This is a genomic window from Streptomyces sp. NPDC001970 (assembly GCF_053594115.1).
The window spans coordinates 17,785-35,404 of the sequence record NZ_JBSFDW010000008.1 but is presented as its reverse complement, the minus strand read 5'-3'; the positions used below and the strand labels follow the sequence as shown (position 1 = coordinate 35,404).

Annotated in this window: 14 protein-coding genes; 6 read left to right on the top strand and 8 right to left on the bottom strand. The window is 71.2% G+C overall.

Going from position 1 to position 17,620, the window contains the following annotated elements:
* Positions 1 to 85 precede the first annotated feature (85 nt).
* Positions 86 to 634 (top strand): acyl-CoA thioesterase, encoded by a 549-nt coding sequence (locus ACWCP0_RS12530; protein ID WP_451078797.1) that lies wholly within the window; start codon positions 86 to 88, stop codon positions 632 to 634.
* Positions 635 to 714: 80 nt separating this feature from the next.
* Here the strand turns inward: ACWCP0_RS12530 and ACWCP0_RS12525 are convergent, their stop codons facing one another.
* Positions 715 to 2,202 carry an LCP family protein gene (locus tag ACWCP0_RS12525; protein ID WP_451078796.1) on the bottom strand — a complete coding sequence of 496 codons (1,488 nt, stop codon included), beginning with the start codon at positions 2,200 to 2,202 and terminating at the stop codon, positions 715 to 717.
* 176 nt (positions 2,203 to 2,378) lie between these two features.
* Between ACWCP0_RS12525 and ACWCP0_RS12520 the strand changes: the two genes are divergently transcribed.
* Complete coding sequence (locus tag ACWCP0_RS12520; protein ID WP_451078795.1) at positions 2,379 to 3,395, top strand: glycosyltransferase family 2 protein; 1,017 nt, start codon at positions 2,379 to 2,381, stop codon at positions 3,393 to 3,395.
* A gap of 67 nt (positions 3,396 to 3,462) precedes the next feature.
* Here the strand turns inward: ACWCP0_RS12520 and ACWCP0_RS12515 are convergent, their stop codons facing one another.
* The 4 genes from ACWCP0_RS12515 to ACWCP0_RS12500 form a co-directional block, all read right to left on the bottom strand.
* Positions 3,463 to 5,130, bottom strand: a complete 1,668-nt coding sequence (locus tag ACWCP0_RS12515) for an LCP family protein (protein WP_451078794.1) — start codon at positions 5,128 to 5,130, stop codon at positions 3,463 to 3,465.
* A gap of 54 nt (positions 5,131 to 5,184) precedes the next feature.
* Positions 5,185 to 6,939, bottom strand: a complete 1,755-nt coding sequence (locus ACWCP0_RS12510) for an LCP family glycopolymer transferase (protein WP_451078793.1) — start codon at positions 6,937 to 6,939, stop codon at positions 5,185 to 5,187.
* Positions 6,940 to 7,166: 227 nt separating this feature from the next.
* A complete protein-coding gene (locus ACWCP0_RS12505; protein WP_451078792.1) occupies positions 7,167 to 8,720 on the bottom strand; it encodes an LCP family glycopolymer transferase in 1,554 nt (517 codons plus the stop codon).
* 127 nt (positions 8,721 to 8,847) lie between these two features.
* On the bottom strand, positions 8,848 to 9,600 hold the full coding sequence (locus ACWCP0_RS12500; protein ID WP_451078791.1) for a TIGR03089 family protein: 753 nt from the start codon (positions 9,598 to 9,600) through the stop codon (positions 8,848 to 8,850).
* Between the two features lie 126 nt (positions 9,601 to 9,726).
* Between ACWCP0_RS12500 and ACWCP0_RS12495 the strand changes: the two genes are divergently transcribed.
* The 3 genes from ACWCP0_RS12495 (at position 9,727) to ACWCP0_RS12485 (ending at position 13,604) form a co-directional block, all read left to right on the top strand.
* Positions 9,727 to 11,235: a peptidoglycan recognition protein family protein gene (locus ACWCP0_RS12495; protein WP_451078790.1), complete on the top strand. Its 1,509-nt coding sequence runs from the start codon at positions 9,727 to 9,729 to the stop codon at positions 11,233 to 11,235.
* A gap of 114 nt (positions 11,236 to 11,349) precedes the next feature.
* Positions 11,350 to 12,441 (top strand): sugar phosphate nucleotidyltransferase, encoded by a 1,092-nt coding sequence (locus tag ACWCP0_RS12490; protein ID WP_451078789.1) that lies wholly within the window; start codon positions 11,350 to 11,352, stop codon positions 12,439 to 12,441.
* A gap of 119 nt (positions 12,442 to 12,560) precedes the next feature.
* Positions 12,561 to 13,604 carry a DNA-3-methyladenine glycosylase family protein gene (locus ACWCP0_RS12485; protein ID WP_451078788.1) on the top strand — a complete coding sequence of 348 codons (1,044 nt, stop codon included), beginning with the start codon at positions 12,561 to 12,563 and terminating at the stop codon, positions 13,602 to 13,604.
* Between the two features lie 145 nt (positions 13,605 to 13,749).
* Here ACWCP0_RS12485 and ACWCP0_RS12480 read toward each other — a convergent pair whose 3' ends face one another.
* The 3 genes from ACWCP0_RS12480 to ACWCP0_RS12470 form a co-directional block, all read right to left on the bottom strand.
* Positions 13,750 to 15,060, bottom strand: coding sequence for a coenzyme F420-0:L-glutamate ligase (locus ACWCP0_RS12480; protein WP_451078787.1), 1,311 nt, complete (start codon positions 15,058 to 15,060; stop codon positions 13,750 to 13,752).
* On the bottom strand, positions 15,057 to 16,013 hold the full coding sequence (cofD, locus tag ACWCP0_RS12475) for a 2-phospho-L-lactate transferase (protein ID WP_451078786.1): 957 nt from the start codon (positions 16,011 to 16,013) through the stop codon (positions 15,057 to 15,059). Before cofD ends, ACWCP0_RS12480 begins: the two co-directional genes overlap by 4 nt.
* A 79-nt stretch (positions 16,014 to 16,092) precedes the next feature.
* On the bottom strand, positions 16,093 to 16,593 hold the full coding sequence (locus tag ACWCP0_RS12470) for a cysteine dioxygenase (protein ID WP_451078785.1): 501 nt from the start codon (positions 16,591 to 16,593) through the stop codon (positions 16,093 to 16,095).
* 713 nt (positions 16,594 to 17,306) lie between these two features.
* On the opposite strand from ACWCP0_RS12470, the gene ACWCP0_RS12465 reads away from it, so the two are divergent.
* Positions 17,307 to 17,570, top strand: a complete 264-nt coding sequence (locus ACWCP0_RS12465; RefSeq protein ID WP_077974550.1) for a WhiB family transcriptional regulator — start codon at positions 17,307 to 17,309, stop codon at positions 17,568 to 17,570.
* Positions 17,571 to 17,620: the final 50 nt, after the last annotated feature.

Sequence of the window (17,620 nt, the reverse complement as noted above, 5' to 3'; positions counted from 1 at the left end):
ACAGAGAGGGTGGCGAATCGGGTCGGGGCTGTTGCCAAGCTGATGCAATGCAGCGCCCCGCAGGTCGCCGCATAGGGTGGAGGGCATGACAGATCACGCTCAGCACCCGGAGGGCGACATTCCGGGTAAGCCCACCGCGGCTTCGCGCACCACCCTCAGCCACATCATGACCGTCAACGACACCAACCTCCTCGGCACGGTGCACGGTGGCGTGATCATGAAACTGGTGGACGACGCGGCGGGCGCGGTCGCGGGACGGCACTCGGGCGGCCCGGCCGTCACCGCCTCCATGGACGAGATGGTCTTCCTGGAGCCGGTCAGGGTCGGGGACCTGGTCCATGTGAAGGCGCAGGTCAACTGGACCGGTCGGTCGTCGATGGAGGTCGGCGTACGAGTCCTGGCCGAACGCTGGAACGAGTCGACGCCCGCGACGCAGGTCGGCTCCGCGTACCTGGTCTTCGCGGCGGTCGACGAGGACGGCAAGCCCCGCGTGGTGCCCCCGGTGATCCCGGAGTCGGAACGCGACAAGCGCCGCTACCAGGAGGCGCAGATCCGCCGCACCCACCGGCTGGCCCGGCGGCGTGCGATCAGGGAGCTCCGGGAGAAGCGCGCGGCCGAGGGCTACGAGGACTGACGCCTTCGGCGCCCCCGGCCTGGCGGGCGCCGCGCCGGGGGCGGCCTCACGGGCACGCCACCCTCACGGGCACGCCACCCTCACCGGCACGCCACCACGTCCCCTGTCATCGTCCCGAACCTGCCCCTGCCCTTAGGCTGGGTCTCCGCGCGGACCGGCGTGACCTTGGTGAAGTCCGTGCCGGCCGTGACGTGCAGGGTCGGGCCCAGGCCCTTGACCGGGCGCAGCTCGGCGCCGGGGAGTGCCGCCGCCAGCGACTGCGCCGAGCGGTTCCAGCGCGGGTCGTACGTGATGAGCGTGCGGCGCAGGTCACGGCGGTCGCTGTTCAGCGGGCCCCGGGTCGTCGCGAAACCCGTCGCGCGCAGCCCGCCGTCGACCCGGGCCCCGAGGCCGCCGATGCGGGTGCCGTTGTAGACCTGCACCCGGACCTGCCCCGGCGGTACGTCGACGACGACCTTCGCCGCCGGCTCCGCAGGCTTCTTCGAGCGCCGCGGCGACAGCGGCCGGTCCTCACGCAGCGCCCGGAAGAGCTGCTGCGACTTCACCGGGTCCCACTTCACCGTGGACCCGATGCCCCTGACCGGATGGCTGACGTCCCCCACCGGCACGGACGTGAACTCCGACGAGGCGAGCGTGACGCCCCGCATCGCCTTCCCGAGCGTCAGCATCTGATCGGGCCCGAACCCCGTGTCGGCCCGCACCGAATTCAGCACCGTGTTGCCGACCTCGCGGAACTTCACCGGATTCAGCAGCACCCCACTGCCCGTCGCCTGCTGGATGAGCGCCGCGACGAACCGCTGCTGCCGCTGCATCCGGCCCAGGTCCGCCGCCCCGTCGACGTGCCGGGACCGCACGTACTGCAGCGCCTTCCCGCCGTCCAGCTCGTGCTTGCCCGCCGGCAGATCCAGACCGGTGTACGCGTCCTTCATCGGCCGGGCCGTGCAGATCCGCACACCGCCGACCGCGTCCACCGTCCTGATGAAGCTCGTGAAGTCGACCTCCAGATAGTGGTCGACCTTCACCTTGGTCATGTGCTCGACGGTGCGCACCGTCAGCGCGGGCCCGCCCTCCGCGTACGCCGCGTTGAGCTTCACCGGGTGGGGCAGGTGCCGCTTCCCCGTCGCCGCGTCCGTGTGCGCGGGGATCTCCGCGTACGAGTCGCGCGGCAGGCTCACGACGCTCGCCCGCTCCCGGTCCGCCGAGATGTGGACCAGCATGATCGTGTCGGTGCAGCGGCAGGGCGCGCCGCCGAGCCGATACTTGCGGCGCTCGTCCGGGGTGATCCGGTCCCGGCCGTCGGTGCCGACGAGCAGGATGTTCGTCCCGTGCCCGGACTCCGGCCGGTTCTTCATGTCCTTGAAGGGGTCGACGCGCCCGATCCCGCTGTCGAGCCCCGCCACCAGCGCATGCCCGATTCCGCCCACCCCCAGCACCAGCATCGACAGCGACGTCGCCACCCGCATCCCCCAGCGCGGCCGCCGGACCGCGACCCTGGCCTGAGGTCTGCGCCGCGGCGGCTGTGCACGGACCACGGGCCTCGGACGGGGGGAGCGGGGCGGTGTGGGCACGAGGGGCACCTCTGCAGGTGGTGTGGCAGGCGGCCGGTGGCAGTCGGCAAGCGATCCCGGGAACTTTAGGCCCGTACGGGCGGGGGCCCCGGGCGGCGCGCATCGGTGTCCCCCGTTCGCGGTAACGTGGCGGGCGATACTGCTGTCTCCCGGGGCGCGACCCCCATGAGGAATCCATGCCCGCCGTCACCCCAGCCGTCTCCGTGATCATGCCGGTCCTCAACGAGGAGCGGCATCTGCGCGACTCGGTGCGCCACATCCTGGAGCAGGAGTACGACGGCGAGATGGAGGTGGTGATCGCGCTCGGCCCGTCCACGGACCGCACCGACGAGATCGCCGCCGCGCTCGTACGCGAAGACCCCCGCGTCCACACCGTGCCGAACCCCACCGGGCGTACGCCCGCGGCACTCAACGCCGCCATCAAGGCCTCCCGGCACCCGATCGTGGTGCGGGTCGACGGCCACGGCATGCTGTCGCCGAACTACATCGCCACCGCCGTCCGTCTCCTCGAGGAGACCGGCGCGCAGAACGTCGGCGGCATCATGCACGCCGAGGGCGAGAACGACTGGGAGCACGCCGTCGCCGCCGCGATGACCTCGAAGATCGGCGTGGGCAACGCGGCCTTCCACACGGGCGGCGAAGCCGGTCCGGCCGAGACGGTGTACCTCGGGGTCTTCCGGCGGGAGGCACTGGAACAGCAGGGCGGCTACAACGAGGAGTTCATCCGCGCCCAGGACTGGGAGCTGAACTTCCGGATCCGCGAGGCGGGCGGGCTGATCTGGTTCTCGCCCGAGCTCAAGGTCCAGTACCGGCCCCGCCCGAGCGTCAAGGCGCTCGCCAAGCAGTACAAGGACTACGGCCGCTGGCGCCATGTCGTCGCCCGCTACCACCAGGGCTCGATCAACCTGCGCTACCTCGCCCCGCCGACCGCCGTGTGCGCGATCGCCGCGGGCATCGTCGTGGGCGCCGCGGTCACCCCGCTGGGCTTCATCGTGCCGGCCGGCTATCTCGCGGCGATCACCGCGGGTTCGGTCCCGGCGGGCAACGGCCTGCCGCTGAAGGCCCGGCTGCAGATCCCCGTGGCGCTGGCCACCATGCACATGTCGTGGGGCTTCGGCTTCCTGACCAGCCCGCGCTCGCTCGCCAGGAAGGTCATCGCAAGCCGTCGCCCGGCCGTGCGAACGGCGGCCTGAGCGCAAGAGCCGTGAACCGAGAGGGCCCCGGGTGCGCACCGCGCCCGGGGCCCTCTCGGCTGCCGGTTCACCCCCAGCTGAAGCCGGGCTGCACGTCCATACAGGCCCCGGTGTCTCCGCCGTTGAGCGGTCGCGCCGACTTCGGTGCCTTGCCGTCGTCCGTCACGGCGGCCTTCGGATAGGCGGTGCCCTCGCGCCAGTCGGCACCCACGAGCAGTGTCACCCCGGACACATCGGTGGACCTCTTCACCGAGGAGACCGGAATCCCGAGTGCCTTCGCGACCGCCTGGGCGTCGCCCTCCAGATCGACGCTCGGGTAGTACACGACCGTCCGCTCCTGCGGATCGGTCTGCTGAGCGTCTGCCTTCGCCTCGGTGAAGCCCTTGCCGTCCAGCACGCCCGCGATCTCCGTCGCCCGGCCCCTCGCCGACCCCAACTGGGCGGTGTAGGTGCCGTTGCGCACCATTACGCCTATCTCGGCTGCGGGCGCTGCCGGGTCCTTCGTGGCCTCCGGCGTCTTGCGCCTGGACGCCTTGCCGTCCAGCGGAATGTCCTCGCGGACCATCCGGAACAGCTGCTCGGCGTCCGGCTGCTTGGGCTCGACCTTGCCCTGGAAGAAGGGCTTCTGGGAGTAGAAGTTCGGCATCGTGGTCATCGTGATGCGGTCGGTGGGCACCCGCTCGAGCTCTTCGGCGAGGTCGTACAGCTTGGTGACCGTGTCCAGGCCGGTGTCCACGGTGAGCGCCGTCGTCGCGGCCTCGGCCAGCCTGCGCAGCTTGTCCGGGTCGGTGAGCTGGGTGCTCTTCCGCAGCTCCCGGACCATCGAGTTCATGTACATGTGCTGCGCATGGGTACGGGCCAGGTCGGTGCCGTCCTCGAATCCGTAGCGCGTGCGCAGCCACTGCAGGGCCTGCTCGCCCTTCACCGGGTGCGTGCCCTCAGGCAGTTTCAGACCGGAACCCTTGCCGTCGGATGTGCGTGAGTGGACGTTCTCCTTGACGCACACCGGGACACCGCCGATCGCGTCGGCCATCGAGACGACACCGGCGAAGTCGACCATCATGAAGTGGTCGATGGTGATACCGGTCAGCGCGTACCAGGTGGCCACGGTGCAGCCGGGGCCACCGCGGTTGAGCGACTCGTTCGTGAGGGTCCAGCCGGTCGCCTCGTAGGTCTTGTTCTTCTCGCGGTCGTGGCACTCCGGGATCTTCAGCACGGTGTCCCGCGGCATGCTGATCACGGAGATGTTGCTGCGGTCCGCGGAGAGATGGAGGAGCATCTGCACATCCGCGAGCGGCGGCCCGTCGAAGGTCTCCTTGGCCCCGCCGAGCTGCTGGTTCTCCTTGGAGTTCCGGGCGTCGGAGCCGATCAGCAGGATGTTGAGGGGAGTCTGGCCGGCGGCGTTCGCCTTGTGCTCCACCATCGTCTTCTGGCCGAGGTTGAGATCGTCCTTCTTGATGTTGCTGTTGAGATGGCGGATGTAGAGGTATCCGGCGCCGGCCGTGCCGAGTATCAGCAGGGACAGGACGGAGGCGACCCAGCGGAACACGCGCCGCTTGGCGCGGCGGGGCGGATTGCCCTGCGGACGCCCTGAATCCTCGGCCGGCGGTGTGCCGTTCCCGTCCCCGCGGCCGGCGAGCGCGTCCTCCTCGTACAGGCTGTCGTCCCAGCCCCGTTCACCGGCGTGCCGGACGCGTTCTCGCGTCCCCTCCCCACGCACGCTGCTCTGTCCCACCCCTGGACCCCCTGCTGTCTTTTCAGGCACGCCGCATGCCCCGGGCGTCCGGGGTCACTTGGCGCACACCTGCTTGTCGGCTTCGACCTGATCCACGTCCAGTTTCGCCGGACCGGTGAGGGGCACCCCCGCGCCCCTGAAGTCGGCGCCGAGGGTCAGGGTCATGGCCTGCAGCCCTTCGGCGTCCTCGGTGCCCGGCTTGAGCGCCGTGGCGGGCAGGCCCATCAGGTCAGCCAGCTTGCGAGCCTGGTCGGCCTGGTTGGGCGCGTACTCCAGCTGTGTTGTGGCCACGTCGGCCGCGGCGTTGCCCTTGTTGGTGGACTTGAAGACTCCCTCGGAGTTCTGCAGCCAGTCGAGGGTCTTCTGCGCGGAGCCACGTGGGCCGCCACCGTTGAAGACGTCGACGCGTATCTCGGACGCTTCGGCCCTCGCGCCCTTGAGGAGCGCGTTCTGCTTGTCCTTCTCGGCCTGCTGGGCGTCCTTCTTCTTCTGCTCGACCTCGGTGAGCGAGACGTCGTTCTTCACCATGGAGAACAGCGCCTCGGACTTGGGCTCGTTGAGGACGACCGTGGCCTTGACCTTCTCGGCCGGGTTGTCCAGGACGGGCACTGTGGCGAAGGTCAGGTTCTTCATGTCGAACTTGCCGAGCTCCAGGCCGAGGTCGCGGAGCTTGCCGATGTCGCTGATCTTGTCGTCGACGGTCAGCGCCTTGGTTCCTGCCTCCGCCAGCTTGACCAGCTTGGTGGGGCTGGTGAGCGTGTCGTTCGACTTCAGCTTGCGCATGAGGGCGCTGAGGAACTGCTGCTGGATCTTGATCCGGTCGAGGTCGCCGCCGAAGCCCACGGCATGCCGGGTACGCACGAACGCCAGCGCCTGCTCGCCCTCGATCACGTGCTCGCCTTGCGGCAGATTGAGCTTGGAGCCCGGGTCGTTTATGTCCTTCGCCAGGCAGATCGGCACGCCGCCCACGGCCGACGTCAGTGTCTTGACCGCGTTGAAGTCGGCCACCATGAAGTGGTCCGGCGTGATGCCGGTCATCTCCGTGACCGTGCGCATCGTGCAGCTCGGCGTACGGCCCGCCTGGCCGAGGCTCGTGTTGAACCGGACACCTTGCTGTCCGGGGATGACCTTGGTGGAGCCGTCCTCCTGCGTGGTCGGACAGTCCGGAATGTCCGTGATGAGGTCGCGGGGGATGCTCAACGCCGTTGCGTTCGTACGGTCCTTCGACACGTGCAGCAGCACCGTGGTGTCCGCGTGGCCCGGGCTGTTCTTGTCGCCGTAGCTCTCGTTGCCCTTGCCGGTGCGCTTGTCCGTGCCGATCAGCAGGATGTTGATCGACCGGTCCGTGCTGAAGCCGCCGGTGCCGGCGCCGTCGTCGGAGAAGGACTTGATGTTGGAGTTCAGGTGCTCGTAGTAGAGGTATCCGGCGGATGCCGTGCCGGCCATCAGCAGCGCGAGCGTGCCGCCGATCCACAGCAGTGCCTTCTTCTTGCGGCTCTTGCGCTGCTTGCGCTTGCGGCGGCCGGGGCCGTTGGGGGGCGTGAGGTTGTCGCGCGTGCCTTCCGGTGCGCCCCCGCTCCGGTTCGAGCGGCGTGTGCGCTGCCCGGGGACGTCCGTCCTCGGCGGTGCCGTCCGTGTGGCACCTCGGCGGGCGGCCGTTCTCGAGGGGGAGGCTCCGGCGGAGCGGGAGGCGGTCGACTGCCCTGCGGAGCGGTCCAGTCGCAGTTCGTAATTGCCTGTCTGCGGGTTCATTACCCACTGGTCGGCGGGGTCGATGTCCTCCGCCCGTCCACGGCTCTGCGCATCCACGGTTGCTTGAGTCCTCCGTCGGTGCCACGCGAGGCGTCTTCCTCCCCCGGTGAGACGCTCGGTTCGTCGATCCGGTTGTACGCGACCTGGCGGCCGGATGTACCGGATCGCGTCACACTATCCGCCCAGTTCAGCGCCGAGCGACGACAGTGACAAATTCCACGCACCTTACAACTGGGCATTCCGCGCAAACCTCATGGACTGACGGCCATGCCTTGGGTATCGCTTTACCTGCATGCGCCGGAAGCCGCGTTCGTGCCGGAAAAAGTCGGTGTGGGGCTGGGGTTCGAGGAGCCCGCGCTCTCCTCTCCCTCCGTGGTCGTCCCGGCGCTCGGCGTTGCGTCCGGCGCGACCACGATCACGGGCGCATCCCTGCGCAGCCGCTTGAAGAGTTCGCTCGCGGCCGGCTCGACGAGTGCGTCCCGGTTCGGGTCCGCCGCGTACGGCCGCCGGGGCACGGTGAGGAACTGCACGCGCTCCGGCGGTACGCCCCGCATCGAGCGCGTCAGGTCGTAGAGATCCTTCAGGGAGTCCAGGCCCGGGTCGGTGGTGAGGGATCTGGTCGCCGCGTCGAGGACCGGGTAGAGCTTGGTCGGATTGAGCAGGACGCCGTTGCTCTGCACCTTCTTGAAGAGTGCGCCGAGGAACTGCTGCTGCCGGTCCATTCGTTCGGTGTCGCTGCCGTTGCCCAGCGACTTGCGGGCGCGTACGAAGCCGAGGGCCTGCTCACCGTTGAGGGTCTGTTTGCCCGCGTTCAGTACGAGATGGGCGTCTTTGTCGTCGATCGGCTTCTTCAGGCAGACCTGAACGCCGTCCACGGCGTCGACCATGTCCCTGAAGCCACGGAAGTCGATCACCATGTGGTGGTCGATCCGGACGCCGGTGAGACGCTCGACCGTCCGGATCGTGCAGGCCGCGCCGCCGTACGAATAGGCGATGTTGAACTGGGTGAACTGGGCGCGCGTGAGGGAGCCCTTGCCCGTACGGCAGCTGGGGATGTTCACCATCAGGTCGCGCGGCACGGACACCGCGGTCGCGCTGCGCCGGTCACCGGCGATGTGCAGCAGGATCGTGGTGTCGGAGCGCTGCCCCTTGGCCCGGCCGTATGTGCGGTTGGCGGCTCCCGCGCGGGTGTCGGAGCCGATGAGGAGGATGTTCCGCGCGCCGTGGGCGGCGGGCAGCGGGCGCTCCCTGTCGTACCGCTCCAGCTCCTCGGCAGTGGTGATGTCCGTGGTGATGTTGCTGTCGAGCTTCCGGTAGAGCCACCAGCTGACACCGGCGACGGCGAGAATGATCAGCGACACCCCGAACGCCGTCCAACGCAACCAGCGGCGCCTGCGCTTGACTGCGCCCCTGCCGGCCTCGGCCGTACCGCCCCCGGCACCACCGCCCCCGGCCGCACTGCCACCACCGGCCCCGGCCGCACCGGCCCCGGTCCCGGCCGCACCGCCCCTGGCCGTACCGCCACCACCGGCCTCGGCCGCACCGGCCCCGGTCCCGGCCGTACCGCCCCTGGCCGTACCGCCCCTGGCCGTACCGCCCCCGGCCGCACCGCCACCACCGGCCTCGGCCGCACCGGCCCCGGCCCCGGTCCCGGCCGTACCGCCCCTGGCCGTACCGCCGCCACCGGTCCCGGCCGCACCGTCGCCCGCGCCCGCACCGTCGCCCGCGCCCGCATCGGCGCCCTCGTCGGCGTCGGCGGCCGGGGCGTCGGCCGGGCCCTCGGCCGGTTCGTCCGGTTCGGCGGGCGTGCCAGCGCTGTCGGTCACTTCTGCGTCCATCCTCGGGGCGGTTTATCCGTGTATGTACCGCCGATGATGTCCCGCAGCCGACCCTCAGGCCCGAGGGCTCGGCCCGTGGTGAGCCGTACGAGTGGACTTCAGAGCGCTTGTCGTACCGCGGTGTTGGTCAGACCTCCGTGCCCGTGACCCGCTCGCTCTCGACGCGCTTCTCCAGTCCCTCCGGGGACAGTTGGTCCAGGTTGCGGCAGAGGACCACCGAGCCGCCCGAGGCGAGCGGCGCGTACAGCCCGGCGGACAGTCCTGCCCAGGTGTCGTACGGACGCCCCGACAGCAGCCGCGACCCGGCGGACAGGCCCAGTGCCTCGGCGTCCGCGCGGGCGCGCTCCACGAGCTGGACGCCCGTCAGTTCCGCACCGTCGACACGGAGCGCGGGGGAGTCCGGATCGACCGGTACGTACGGGGAGAAGCGGTCGCCCTGGCTCGGGACCTCCACGGCGTAGTCGGCGAAGCCCTCGGGCGGCTGCGGGAACCGGCCACCGAGGGGGCGCAGCGCGAGCGCGATCCGCTCCCCGGAGCAGGCGCGTGCCGCATCGAGGGTGTCCGGGCCGCTCACCACCAGGTCAGCGGCCGTCGGGTCGCCGCCGACGTCCGCCACCACCCCGGTCGACGCACAGGCCAGCAGCCACACCGCCGTCTGCCAGTGCGCGGGCAGCAGCAGCGCCAGCCGGTCGCCCGGCTCGGCGGACAGCCCGTCCTGGAGGAGGTTCGCCGTCTTGGCCACCCAATTGGCGAAGGTCGCGACGGACAATTCGACGCGCTCGCCGGTGGCGTCGTCGTAGAAGGTGACCATGGGGCGGGCCGGGTCCGCGGCGAGCGCGGATCGCAGCAGGTCGGCAGGGGTGCGGTCGCTGGCGTTCACCCGCGCAAGGTTACGCCGCACAGGTTGCGCGGGCGTCCGTACCGGTGACGGCGTCCCCCGGTCGGACCGACGGGCCGTCACTTTTCCGAGGGGCGGCCATGGCCCGTGCTCTTCAGGATCATCCACATGCGTGCTTTCCTTGCATCCTCGATCGGCGCCGCGTGCACCATGGCGCTCGTCCTTCCTGCACTTGCGCTGTCGGCCGGTCCGACCGGGCCGGACCCGGCGTCGCCGGCCGGTGGGGCGCCGGCCCGGCCGGATGTACCGGGCGTCACGCAGTCCCTGCGGCTGGCCCCCCTCCCGGAGCTCGGGCGAGTGGGCGGCGAGGGGGTCGCGCAGGGTCTCGGGCGGCGCGACGTCCGTCCGTTCTCGCTGGTCGGGGTCGTCTGGGACCAGGTGGACGTCGAACTGCACGGGACGGTCCAGGTCCGTACGCGCGCCGCCGACTCGGGTGTCTGGTCCGAGTGGCAGGACGTGGAGACCCACAACCACGAGCACGGGGCCGACCCGGACTCGGCCGAGCTGACCGAGGGCGGCCCGGTGCGCGGCTCGACCGCGCCGCTGTGGGTCGGCGCGTCGGACGGCGTGGAGGTGCGCGTACGTCCGGAGCCGGCCGGGACCGGGACGCTGCGCGGAGTGAGCCCGCCGCTGCCGCGCGGGCTGCGGCTGGAACTCGTCGACCCGGGCCCGCCCGCGGAAGCGGAGGTTCCGGCCTCGCAGGTTCCCGCCTCGCAGGTTCCGGCCTCGCAGGTTCCGGCCTCGGAGGTTCCGGCCTCGGAGGAGCCGGAGGAGTTCGTGTCGGACCCGTCGGGCGAACCGCCGGAGGGATCCGGGCCCGAAGAGGAGGAACTCCCCTCCTCCGGCGGCCAGTCCGGGACCGAGGCCGCCGAGGTCGCGGCCCTGTCGCCCGAGGCCGCGGCCGCCTCCGCCGTGAACGCCGATCTCGCGCCGCTGGGCGCCGGGCTGATCCCCGCCTTGACGAAGGCCGCGACGGAAGAGGGTGCCGCCCTGTACGGCGTCGCCAAGCCGTACATCGGCCCGCGGCCGGCCATCGTCACGCGCAACGGCTGGGGGGCGGACGAAACGCTCCGTGAGAAGCAGTTCGCCTACACGAGCACGGTCAAAGCGGCCTTCGTCCACCACACCGCAACGGGCAACCGGTACACCTGCACGCAGGCTCCCTCAGTCCTCCGCAGTATTTACCGCTACCACGTAGTGAGCAACGGCTGGCGCGACTTCGGCTACAACTTCGCCGTCGACAAGTGCGGAAACATCTACGAAGGGCGCGCGGGGGGCGTGGCCAAGGCGGTCCTGGGCGCCCACACACGCGGTTTCAACAGCAACAGCATGGGCATTGCGGTCCTCGGAACGTACAGTGCGACCACCCCAGCGCCCGCCGCGGTGAACGCTGTGGCCAGGCTCACCGCCTGGAAGCTGGGTCTGTACGGGGTGAATCCGAAGACGACGACGTATCTGACATCCGGCGGCGGCAACAAGTTCAAGAAGGGCACGCAGGCCAGGCTCCAGGTCATCTCCGGGCACCGCGACGGATTCTCGACGGACTGCCCCGGCGCCCGTCTCTACGACCAACTGGGCGAGGCGCGCAGCGCTTCCGCGAAGCTCCAGGGGCGTTGAACCAGGGGTGTCGAGGTCGTACCGCGGTGCCGCATACGTACGTACGAACAGGCTGCATACACTGGCCGGTCATACGCACGAATCGCCCGGCCCCAGCAGGAAGCAGAGAAGGCATTGACTCAAGCCCAAGAAGCGATCCTCCTGGTCGGCGGCAAGGGCACGCGGCTGCGGCCGCTCACCGTGAACACGCCCAAGCCGATGGTCCCCGCGGCGGGCGTGCCGTTCCTGACCCACCAGCTGGCACGGGCCCGTGCGGCGGGCGTCGAGCACATCGTGCTCGCGACGTCGTACCTCGCGGAGGTCTTCGAGCCGTACTTCGGCGACGGTTCCTCGCTGGGACTGCGCCTGGAGTACGTGACCGAGGAGGAGCCGCTCGGCACGGGCGGGGCGATCCGGAACGTGGCGTCGCGGCTCAGGTCGGGGCCCGACGACCCGGTGCTCATCTTCAACGGGGACATCCTGACGGGCCTGGACATCGGCGACCTGGTCGCGGCGCACGAGCGGTCCGGTGCCGACGTGTCGCTGCACCTGACCCGGGTGGAGGACCCGCGGGCCTTCGGCCTCGTGCCGACGGACGCGCAGGGGCGCGTGACGGCGTTCCTGGAGAAGCCGCAGACCCCGGAGGAGATCGTCACCGACCAGATCAACGCGGGGGCGTACGTCTTCCGCCGCTCGGTGATCGACAGCATCCCCGCGGGCCGCCCGGTCTCGGTCGAACGGGAGACCTTCCCGGACCTGCTGTCGGCCGGGGCGCATCTGCAGGGCCTGGTCGACTCCACGTACTGGCTCGACCTCGGCACGCCCCATGCCTTCGTCCGCGGTTCCGCCGACCTCGTCCTCGGCCGCGCACCCTCCCCGGCGGTGCCGGGCCGCTGCGGCGACCGGCTCGTCCTGCCCACCGCCACGGTCGCCCCCGACGCCAAGCTGACGGAGGGCACGGTCATCGGCGCCGGCGCGGTGATCGGCGAGGGCGCCCGTATCTCGGGCAGCACGGTCCTGGACGGCGCGGTCGTCGAAGCCGGCGCGGTCGTCACGGACTCGCTCATCGGCGCCCGCGCCCTCATCGGCGCCCGCACGGTCCTGACCGGCGCGGTCATCGGCGACGGCGCGACGATCGGCCCCGACAACGAGCTGCGCGACGGCGTCCGGGTCTGGTGCGACGCGACGCTGCCCGCGGGGGTGATCCGCTTCTCGTCGGACCAGTAGCCGCGTCGGACCAGTGGCCGCGCCGTCGGAGCGGCAGGCACGAGCGGCGGGGTTCGCTGCACGGGCGGGCGGCGCGGGCCCTACCCTCGAAGGGACCCCGAACCCCCGAGGACCCACCCGTGGCCGGACGCTTCGAACCCCGCCCCGCCGTCACCCGCACCACCACGCGCGGTGGCGAGGTGGCCGTACCCGCACCCGCGCCCAGGGCAGTGGCGCGCCCGCACGGGGGCCGGGAGCGGCGCTACGTGCCGCCGGGCCCGCTCGACCTGGGGCTGGTGCTCGGGCCGCTGCGGCGCGGGCTCGCGGATCCCACGTTCCGTACGGCACCGGACGGTTCGGTGTGGCGGGCGACCCGCACCCCCGCGGGCCCCGGCACTCTCCGCGTCGCCGCACGCGACGGCGCCGTGCACGCCGAGGCCTGGGGTCCGGGTGCCGAGTGGCTGCAGGAGCAGCTCCCCGCGCTGCTCGGCGAGTCCGACGACCCTGATGCCTTCGAGCCCCGCCACCGTCTTGTCGCGGACACCCACCGCCGCCGCCCCGGACTGCGGCTGACCCGCACGGGGCTCGTGATGGAGTCGCTGATCCCGTCGATCCTGGAGCAGAAGGTCACCACGGACGAGGCCTACCGCGCCTGGCGGCTTCTCGTACGCAAGTACGGCGAGCCCGCTCCGGGCCCGTCCCCCTACGACCTGGGGCGTGGGGGGACCCCCACGGAGCGGATGCACGTCATGCCCGAGCCCCGCACCTGGGCCCTCGTCCCCTCCTGGGAGTGGCACCGCGCCGGCGTCGACAACAAGCGCGCCTCCACGATCCTGCGTGCCGTCCGCGTCGCCCGCCGCATGGAGGAGGCCGCGGCGATGGACCCCGAGGCTGCCCAGGCGCGCCTGGAACTGATCCCCGGCATCGGCCCCTGGACCTCCGCCGAGACGGTACAGCGCAGCAACGGCGCCCCCGACGCCGTGACCGTCGGCGACCTCCACCTTCCCGGCATCGTCGGCTACGCCCTTGCCGGCGACCGCGACGCCGACGACGACGCGATGCTCGAACTCCTCGAGCCCTACGCGGGCCAGCGCCACCGCGCCGCCCGCCTGATCCTCCTCAGCGGACGCACCCCGGCGCGCCGCAAGCCCAAGATGCCGCGGCACGACATCGCCGCGCTCTGACGGCAGGCGCTCTGACTGACGGCAGCCGCGCGGGACGAGGCAGTGCGGGGCGAGGCGGTGCGGGGCGAGGCGGTGCGGGGCGAGGCAGTGCGGGTTGAGGCAGTGCGGGTTGAGGCAGTGCGGGGCGAGGCCGTGCCGTGCTCAGTCAGCGCACCTCGATGAACGCCGACGCCTCCCGCGCCGGCCGGTCCTTCGGCGGGGCCGCCGGCTGTCCCACGGCGACCGCCCCCATCGGGTCCCACGACTCAGGCAGCCCGAGGACCTCGCGCACGACGTCGCGGCAGAACATCGTCGACGACACCCACGCCGACCCGAGCCGCTCACCCGCCAGCGCCACCAGGAAGTTCTGCACGCCCGCGCCGGCCGCGACCACGAACATTTCGCGCTCCGCTGCGTCCCGCCGGGCGTCGCCGTACGTGTGCGAGCCGTCCATCACCAGGCACGGGACGACCAGATACGGCGCGTTGCGCAGGACGTCGCCGCGCTTGATCCGCCGGTCGACGGACGCCTCGGACTTACCGTCGCGCCGCAGGTCGGCGATCCATGCCTCCCGCATCGCGTCCAGCAGCCGCACCCGTGACCCCTCGGACTCGAGCAGAACGAAGCGCCACGGCGTCGTGTGATGCGGCGCGGGCGCCGTGACCGCCGCGGCGACCGCACGCCGCACCGCGGCCGGGTCCACCGGGTCGTCCGTGAATTCCCGCACCGTGCGGCGCAGTGTCACCGCTTCCCGTACGGCCTCCGACGTGCCCAGCCGGAACATGTCGTCCGCGGCCACCCGCACCAGGGCCCGCGCCCCTTCGGCCTCCGCGGAGACCACGTGGCCGAGTCCGCGCACCACCGCGACCGGCAGCCCGGCCGCCTTGCCCTTGACCAGGTCGCCGGCCGCGGCCAGCTCGTCCGCGGTGGCGACGACGGTCGCGCTCAGCGGATTCCCGTACGCGTCCTCGCCGCCGCGCAGATCGTCCAGGACCCGCACGCCCGCGGCCCCGATCGCGACATCGGTGAGCCCGGTCCGCCAGGGCCGGCCGGAGGTGTCCGTGACGACCACACCGACCTCGACGCCGAGTGTGTCCCGCAGCCCTTCGCGGAGGCGGGCGGCCGAGGCGTCGGGGTCCTCGGGGAGCAACAGCACGGTCCCGGCAGGGGTGTTGGAGGCGTCGACCCCGGCCGCTGCCATGACCAGGCCCTGCCGGTTCTCGACGATACGGAGGGCGCCGCGCCGCGCCACGACCCGTACCGTCTCCGCGTCGATGGCGGCCTCGCGGTCGTCGGCCGTGACGATCCGCCCTTCCGCCTTGCTCACGATCTTCGATGTGACGAGCAGGACGTCGCCGTCCACGAGACCCGGTTCGGTCGCCGCGATCAGCTTGGCGATGTCGTCGCCCGGCCGGACCTCGGGCAGCCCGGGCAGCGCCCAGGCCCGGTACGACGGAGGAGTCTGTGCCCCGGTCATGCCCGTACCTCCTCCGCGAGCGCCAGCGCCTCACGCGCCATCGTGGCCGCGGCCTCGACGTCCGTCATCATCAGCGGCACGGCCTTGCACCGGATTCCGGCCTCCTCGACCTCGGCCACGGCACCGGCGTCCACGGTGTCCACGAGCCAGCCGTCCAGCAGGCCCGAGCCGTAGTGCTGCGCCACGGCCGCCGCCGTCGACTCGACACCGACCGCCGCCAGCACCTTGTCGGCCATGCCGCGTACCGGTGCGTCGCCGACGATGGGGGAGAGGCCGACGACCGGGACGCCCGCCTCCGCGATTCCCTCCCGGATGCCGGGCACCGCGAGGATCGTTCCCACGCTCACCACGGGGTTGGACGGCGGGAAGAGGATGACGTCGGCGGTGGAGATCGCCTCCAGCACGCCCGGCGCGGGCTTGGCCTGCTCGGCGCCCACCGGCACGATGGCGTGGGCGTCGACGGAGGCGCGCAGCCTGACCCAGTACTCCTGGAAGTGGATCGCCTTGCGCTCGCCGTCGACATCGACGGCGACGTGGGTCTCGACGCGGTCGTCGGTCATGGGGATGAGCCGCACGCCGGGCTGCCAGCGGTCGCACAGCGCCTCGGTGACGGCGCTCAGCGGATAGCCCGCGCCCAGCATCTGCGTACGGACGATGTGGGTGGCGAAGTCACGGTCGCCGAGCCCGAACCATTCCGGGCCCACGCCGTATGCCGCGAGCTCGCTCTTGACCAGGAAGGTCTCGTCCTTGCGTCCCCAGCCCTGCTCCTCGTTGATGCCGCCGCCGAGCGTGTACATCACCGTGTCGAGGTCCGGGCAGACCTTCAGCCCGAACAGATGGATGTCGTCACCGGTGTTGCCGATGACCGTGATGTCGGCATCCGGGGCGGCGGCCTTGAGGCCACGCAGAAAACGAGCACCGCCGATGCCACCGGCCAGAACCACAATGCGCATGAAGACAGTCTGTCAGCCGGAGGCGGTGCGGATGGGGGGTGGTGGGAGGGGCGGCGGGAGGGGCGGCGGGAGGGGCGTGTCAGGCGACGGCGACGTCCTCGCGGGCCGGGGAGCAGTGCGAGGCGTGCATCGGCATCTCGGTCAGGCCCGGGAAGTAGATGTGCAGACTCACGGCCGGTTCGAGCGAGTCGTTGACCACCTCGTGCACATATCCGGGTGCGAAGACGCGCTGGGCGCCGGCGGCCAGGGACCGGGCGGCGGTGGCCGTCCGTTCCGTCAACTCGCCGTCGAGGACGGTGAGTACACCGGACGACCGGCCGTGGTCGTGGAGCCCGCTGCTCTGGCCGGGGACCCAGGAGAGCAGCCAGACCTCGTACCCGGGGCCGGTGCGCAGCCGGTGGTACCAGCGGGTGGTGGCGTCGTAGCGGACGAGGTGGGCCCACTGCGCGCGGTCGGCGGCGATGGAGCGGGCGAGGCCGGCGAACTCGGCCACGGTCGCCGGGTGCTCGCGGGCGGGCTGGAGGAGGTGCTGGACCTCGAGGATGTCGCCGGCGATCTGGAGGTCGCTGTCGCTGTTCATGGGTGCGGTGGTTCCTCGGCAGAAACAGAATGGTCAGTGCTGGGGTGTCGCGAGTCCCCGCGCGGAGGCGGAGGGGAAGAGGAGCTGGAGCGCTACGGCATCAACAGCTGGAACAGCAACAGCAACAGCGACCCTGGACAGCGCTGCGGAACCCACCGATGGGGGTCGCGGAAGACGCTGCGGTCGCTGGCATGCCTTCCAAGGTGGCCAACACACTCCCGAATGTCAACTCGATGCCCGGTTTGGCGGCAATGTTTCACCTCATCCGGTTACTCCAGCCAGGGAAAGGTTTGTGCAGCCGTGCGGCCGGAGACATCGCGCAGCAACCGCGCTCGCAAACGCCGTCGCGGTCTCGTGATCGGACTGTGATCCGGATCGCTTGTGCGCCCGGATGGCAACAAGATCGAACCGTGCGGCGTCCTTCCCTCGTGAGGACCGGTGCAATGCCGGTCCCGCAGCGGGAGAAGGAGAGGGTGCGGGGCGCGCGGACGGGTCGGTGGGCCGGTCGGCGGACAGGTCAGTGGCATATGTCGCGTTTTTGGTGATTTGAACACTTTCCGCATAGCCTTGGTTCCGCAGAGTGAATACCGGGCCCAATAGCAGATCTCGGCTTGACTGGCCCGGATCCGCACACTTGTAATTTCACTCGTGTCGTTCGGCCGATATCGGTAACGGCTACGTCACGGGGACGCAAAGACAGACGAGGGGCGCACATGACCGAGCTGTTCCAGCAACTGCTGGTCGAGGACGCGGAAGAGGAACTCGGCTGGCAGGAGCGCGCGTTGTGCGCCCAGACCGACCCCGAGTCCTTCTTTCCGGAGAAGGGCGGTTCCACTCGCGAAGCCAAGAAGGTCTGCCTCGCCTGCGAAGTCCGCTCCGAATGCCTCGAGTACGCCCTCGCCAACGACGAGCGATTCGGTATCTGGGGCGGCCTGTCCGAGCGTGAGCGCCGCCGTCTCAAGAAGGCCGCCGTCTGACCGGGCTGCCGACGCAGCTGTCCCGCCGGCTCCCCGGCCGAGCCTTGCGG

What these genes read in the sequence shown, in the direction of transcription:
- ACWCP0_RS12530 (WP_451078797.1), top strand. Translation starts at nt 86, where the DNA reads ATGACAGATCACGCTCAGCACCCGGAGGGCGACATTCCGGGTAAGCCC.
- ACWCP0_RS12520 (WP_451078795.1), top strand. Translation starts at nt 2,379, where the DNA reads ATGCCCGCCGTCACCCCAGCCGTCTCCGTGATCATGCCGGTCCTCAAC.
- ACWCP0_RS12505 (WP_451078792.1), bottom strand. Translation starts at nt 8,720, where the DNA reads ATGGACGCAGAAGTGACCGACAGCGCTGGCACGCCCGCCGAACCGGAC.
- ACWCP0_RS12495 (WP_451078790.1), top strand. Translation starts at nt 9,727, where the DNA reads ATGCGTGCTTTCCTTGCATCCTCGATCGGCGCCGCGTGCACCATGGCG.
- ACWCP0_RS12480 (WP_451078787.1), bottom strand. Translation starts at nt 15,060, where the DNA reads ATGACCGGGGCACAGACTCCTCCGTCGTACCGGGCCTGGGCGCTGCCC.
- cofD (WP_451078786.1), bottom strand. Translation starts at nt 16,013, where the DNA reads ATGCGCATTGTGGTTCTGGCCGGTGGCATCGGCGGTGCTCGTTTTCTG.
- ACWCP0_RS12470 (WP_451078785.1), bottom strand. Translation starts at nt 16,593, where the DNA reads ATGAACAGCGACAGCGACCTCCAGATCGCCGGCGACATCCTCGAGGTC.
- ACWCP0_RS12465 (WP_077974550.1), top strand. Translation starts at nt 17,307, where the DNA reads ATGACCGAGCTGTTCCAGCAACTGCTGGTCGAGGACGCGGAAGAGGAA.